This window comes from Micromonospora sp. ATLC20 (assembly GCF_057196585.1).
Window position 1 is genome coordinate 1 of record NZ_JBXUOV010000283.1, and the last position, 4,714, is coordinate 4,714.

The 4,714-nt window shown below is 74.6% G+C and carries 4 protein-coding genes and 2 pseudogenes; 2 read left to right on the top strand and 4 right to left on the bottom strand.

Going from position 1 to position 4,714, the window contains the following annotated elements; translation table 11 throughout:
- Nucleotides 1-67 precede the first annotated feature (67 nt).
- From AC2CHG_RS30045 to AC2CHG_RS30060, 4 genes and pseudogenes are all read right to left on the bottom strand, one after another.
- Nucleotides 68-1,345, bottom strand: a pseudogene (locus AC2CHG_RS30045) (chorismate-binding protein); the annotation flags it as partial.
- Entirely contained in the window at nt 1,342-1,755 is a 414-nt protein-coding gene (hisI, locus tag AC2CHG_RS30050) for a phosphoribosyl-AMP cyclohydrolase (RefSeq protein ID WP_269698127.1), read from the bottom strand. The pseudogene AC2CHG_RS30045 and the gene hisI, both read right to left, overlap by 4 nt.
- Nucleotides 1,756-1,947: 192 nt before the next feature.
- Nucleotides 1,948-2,583: pseudogene (locus AC2CHG_RS30055) on the bottom strand (phosphoribosyl-AMP cyclohydrolase); the annotation flags it as partial.
- 152 nt (nt 2,584-2,735) lie between these two features.
- On the bottom strand, nt 2,736-3,125 hold the full coding sequence (locus tag AC2CHG_RS30060; RefSeq protein ID WP_064445250.1) for a MerR family transcriptional regulator: 390 nt from the start codon (nt 3,123-3,125) through the stop codon (nt 2,736-2,738).
- Between the two features lie 110 nt (nt 3,126-3,235).
- On the opposite strand from AC2CHG_RS30060, the gene AC2CHG_RS30065 reads away from it, so the two are divergent.
- Both AC2CHG_RS30065 and AC2CHG_RS30070 read left to right on the top strand, forming a co-directional pair.
- Nucleotides 3,236-3,958 carry an ABC transporter ATP-binding protein gene (locus tag AC2CHG_RS30065; RefSeq protein ID WP_194801250.1) on the top strand — a complete coding sequence of 241 codons (723 nt, stop codon included), beginning with the start codon at nt 3,236-3,238 and terminating at the stop codon, nt 3,956-3,958.
- A complete protein-coding gene (locus AC2CHG_RS30070; RefSeq protein WP_194801249.1) occupies nt 3,955-4,710 on the top strand; it encodes an ABC transporter permease in 756 nt (251 codons plus the stop codon). Before AC2CHG_RS30065 ends, AC2CHG_RS30070 begins: the two co-directional genes overlap by 4 nt.
- Nucleotides 4,711-4,714: the final 4 nt, after the last annotated feature.

Genomic DNA, 4,714 nt, shown 5'->3' on the forward strand with positions numbered 1-4,714 from the left:
AGCGTCTTCACGATGGAGCGGTCGGTCGAGCAGCACCTGGCCATCTACTGCCGGAACACCTTGGCGCCGCGCGGCGGAGCGGACCGGCCGGGAACGTCGCGGCCAGCGCGTCGAACGCGGTGCGGTCGTCGCGCAGCTCCCCGACGACGGTGGAGACGATGTGCATGACGTGGCTGTACCGCTCGATGGTGGCGAACTCGGGCACCTCGACGGTGCCCGGCCGGCACACCCGGCCCAGGTCGTTGCGGCCCAGGTCGACGAGCATCACGTGCTCGGCGCGTTCCTTGGGGTCGGCGAGCAGCTCGGCGGCGAGCTTGGCGTCGCCGTCCGGGGAGCCGCCGCGCGGGCGGGTGCCGGCGATCGGGTGCAGCAGGGCCCGCCGCCGCCCGTCCGGGCCGGCGCTGACCTTGAGGTGCGCCTCCGGCGACGAGCCGACGATGTCGAAGCCGTCGAAGCGCAGCAGGTACATGTACGGGCTGGGGTTGGTGGTGCGCAGCACCCGGTAGACGTCGAGCGGGTCGGCGTCGGTGGGGCGCTCGAAGCGCTGGCTGAGCACGATCTGGAAGCACTCGCCGGCCCGGATCGCCTCCTTGGCCGTCTCCACCGCCTTCGGGTAGCCGCCCTCGGGGGTGCGGCTGACCACCTCACCGACGCCGGGCCGGTCCACTGTCGAGACCATGGGCGGAATCGGTCGGGACAGCGCGCTGGTCATCGCGTCGAGGCGGCCGACGGCGTGGTGGTACGCGGCCTCCACCAGCTCCGCCCGGTCGGGGTCGTCGAGCGGCGGCAGCACCGCGTTGGCGACCAGGATCGCGGAGCCCTCGTAGTGGTCGAGGACCACCAGGTCGGTCGCGAGCATCATGCCCAGCTCGGGTACGTCCAGCTCGTCCTCGGTCAGCTCGGGCAGGCGCTCGAAGCGGCGGACCAGGTCGTAGGCGAGGTAGCCGACCAGGCCACCGGTCAGCGGCGGCATGTCACCGGCCGGATCCCAGCCCGGCCCGGCGAGCGCGTCGACCGTCTCACGCAGCACGGTGACCGGGTCGCCGCCGGTGGGCACCCCGGCGGGCGGGGTGCCGGTCCAGCTCGCCGCGCCGTCGCGCTCGGTCAGCGTGGCGCTGCTGCGGACGCCGATGAACGAGTAGCGCGACCAGGCGGTGCCGGCCGAGCCGACGCCCTGCTCCGCGGACTCCAGCAGGAACGTGCCGGGACCACCGGCCAGCTTGCGGTAGACCCCGACCGGCGTCTCCGCGTCGGCGAGCAGCCGCCGGGTCACCGGTACGACCCGCCAGCGGGCGGCCAGGCCGGCGAAGGTGGACCGGTCCGGGCTGACGGTGCCGTCGGTCACGGGGTCACCTCCGGGGAGCTGACCGGCAGTTCGGTGAAGAAGCAGGTGCGCTGCCCGGTGTGGCAGGCCGCGCCGACCTGCTCCACGCTGACCAGCAGCGCGTCGCCGTCGCAGTCGAGTGCCACCGAGCGCACGTACTGGTGGTTGCCGGAGGTGGCGCCCTTGACCCAGTACTCGGCGCGGCTGCGCGACCAGTAGGTGGCCCGGCCGGTGGTGAGGGTGCGGTGCAGCGCCTCGTCGTCCATCCAGGCGACCATCAGCACCTCGCCCGTGTCGTGGGCGCGGACCACGGCGGCGACCAGGCCGTCCGGGGTGCGGCGGAGCTTGGCCGCGATGGCCGGGTCGAGCCGGGACGGCCGGGCCGGGCCGGGAGTGGGGGCGCCGGTCAGCGGCGCGTCAGGGGCGGGCACGGTTGACCATTCTCCCGCACGCGGCCCGGGGACCGCCGACGTGTCCCGGGAGGCGGGCGTCACCGGCCCCAGGGCCCGGCCCAGCTGGGCGAGGTAGCGGTCCACCCGGCCGTCGGCGAGCGCCTCGGCCAGGTCCGCGCCGTGGGTGGCGGCGATCTCGTCGGCGTACGGGCGGATCAGCGGGAGGATGCCGGTGACCAGCCGTCCGGCGGCGGCGCCGACCTCGGCCGGGTCGCCGGGGCGCGAGCCGAGGCAGAGCAGCATGTCGTCGCGGTAGCCGGGCGGGGCGACCGGCAGGTCCAGCGCGGCGGTCAGGGCGGCCCGGCGGGACACCACGCGTACCGACGGGTTGGCCGGCCGCAGCACCGACGGACAGAGCCGCGCCAGGTCGGCCGCGGCGAGCCGGACCCCGGCCGGGTCGTCGGCCGCCCGGGCCGCGGCGACCTTGCCCAGCGTCGCGATCAGCTCCTCCAGGCGCGGATCGTCGGCGGGCTGGCAGAGCACCGGCAGGTCGATCCGGCGGCGCCATTCCGGCGCGGCCCAGAGCAGCCGGGCGGGCGCGGTGACCGGGAGCCCGAACGCCCAGTCGGCGGGCTGGCCCAGGCGGCGCACCCAGGAGCGGATGTCGCGGGCGGCCACCGAGACGTGCACGAGGCGGCCGCCGAACTCGGCCAGGTACGCCCGCCGGGCCGCGTACGGGGTGCCGCGGCGGGACGTGGGCTGCCGGGCTCCGCCGGCGGGGCGTCCGTCGTCGGCGGCGACGAGCACGTCCACGTCGACGTCGCTGTGCTCGGTGGCGGCCCGCCGGGCGTGGCTGCCGCGCAGCATGATCCCGACGACCGGTCGGTCCGCGACCTGCCGGAGTCGGGCGGCCCAGTCGTCGAGGAACCCGGTTCCGGGCAACGGAGCTGGACCCACCGCGTCATGGTGCCGAGCTCCGATCCTCCGGTGCCGGACTCCCTGTCCGCCGTCGGGCGCGGTCAGCCCGACTCCTCCTCCGCCCGGCGGTACGCGTCGATCTTGTGTTCGAGGACCTTCAGGTCCTCCTCCAGCTCGGCCATCCGGGCCAGTACGCGGGCCCGGTGTGCCTCGAACAGCGCCCGCCGCGCGCCGAGCGTGCTGTCCCCGTGCCGGGCCAGCTCGGCGTAGCGGCGCATGTCGCGTACCGGCATCCCGGTCCGCCGCAGCCGGGTGAGCAGGAACAGCCAGTTGACGTCGGACTCGGTGTAGCGCCGGCGACCGGACGAGTCCCGCCCGACGCGGCCCACCAGGCCCTCCTGCTCGTACCAGCGCAGCGTGTAGGTGGTCAGGCCGACCCGTTCCGCCGCCTCACCCACGGTGAGGCTCGTCTCCCGCGTGCTGATGTCCACGCCCTCCAGGCTTCCAGTTCGAGCGCACTCGAAGTCAAGTCCCTCATTGCCCTGCCGACGGAATTCACCTACCGTTGAGTTCAACGGGTGATGAATTGATGGAGGCGAGCATGGACGACGCGGTGTCGGTCCGCGAGCTGGTGGTCGACCGGGGCGGACGGCGGGTGCTGCACGGCATCAGCTGCGCGGTGCCCCGGGGCACGGTGACCGGGTTGCTCGGGCCCAGCGGCAGCGGCAAGACCACGCTGATGCGCGCGGTGGTCGGCGTGCAGACGGTCGGCTCCGGTGCCGTCGACGTGCTCGGCCGCCCGGCCGGTTCGGCCGACCTGCGCCGCCGGGTGGGCTACCTGACCCAGGCGCCGAGCGTCTACGCCGACCTGACGGTGCGGGAGAACGCCCGCTACTTCGCGGTACTCCAGGGCCGGGGCCGCGCCGAGGCCGACCGTGCGGTGGCCGACGTCGGCCTCGCCGAGGCGGCCGACCAGCTCGTCGGCACGCTCTCCGGCGGTCAGCGCAGCCGCGCCTCGCTCGCCTGCGCGCTCGTCGGCGAACCGGAACTCGTCGTCCTCGACGAACCCACTGTCGGCCAGGACCCGGTGCTGCGGGCCGACCTGTGGGCCCGGTTCCACGCGATGGCCGCGAACGGCACCACGCTGCTGGTCTCCAGCCACGTGATGGACGAGGCCGCCCGCTGCGACCGGCTGCTGCTGATCCGCGAGGGCCGGCTGGTCGCCGACGACACCCCGGCCGCGGTCCGCGCCGCCACCGGGACCGACGACCTGGAAGAGGCGTTCCTGCGCCTGATCCGCGACGCCGAGGGAGAGGCGCGATGAACGGACGGATCCTGGCCGCCACCACCGGGCGCATCCTGCGCCAGCTCCGCCACGACCGGCGGACCGTGGCGCTGCTCGTCGTGGTGCCGTCGGTGCTGCTCACGCTCGTCTACTACATGTACGTCGACCAGCCCGCCCCGCCCGGCGGGCCGAGCACGTTCGACCGGGTGGCCCTGATCATGCTGGGCTTCTTCCCGTTCATCATCATGTTCCTCGTGACCAGCATCGCCATGCTCCGCGAGCGCACCACCGGCACGCTGGAGCGTCTGCTCACCACGCCGCTGGGCAAGCTCGACCTGCTGTTCGGGTACGGCATCGCGTTCGGCCTGGCCGGGGTGCTCCAGTCCACTGTCGCCTCGCTCGTCGCGTACCGGGTGTTCGGGCTGGAGACCGCGGGCAGCGCGTGGCTGGTCGTGCTGATCGCCGGGGTGAACGCGGTGCTCGCGGTGGCGCTCGGGTTGTTCTGCTCGGCGTTCGCCCGCACCGAGTTCCAGGCGGTCCAGTTCATGCCGGTGGTGGTGGCGCCGCAACTGCTGCTGTGCGGCCTGTTCGTGCCGCGCGACCAGATGGCCGGCTGGCTCCAGGCGATCAGCGACGCGCTGCCGCTGTCGTACGCGGTCGAGGCGTTGCAGGAGGTCGGCGCGCACGCCGAACCGACCGGGACGATGTGGCGGGACGTCGCGGTCGTGGCCGGGGCGGCGGTGGCGGCGCTGGTGCTGGCCGCCGCGACGCTGCGCCGGCGCAGCGGGTGAACGC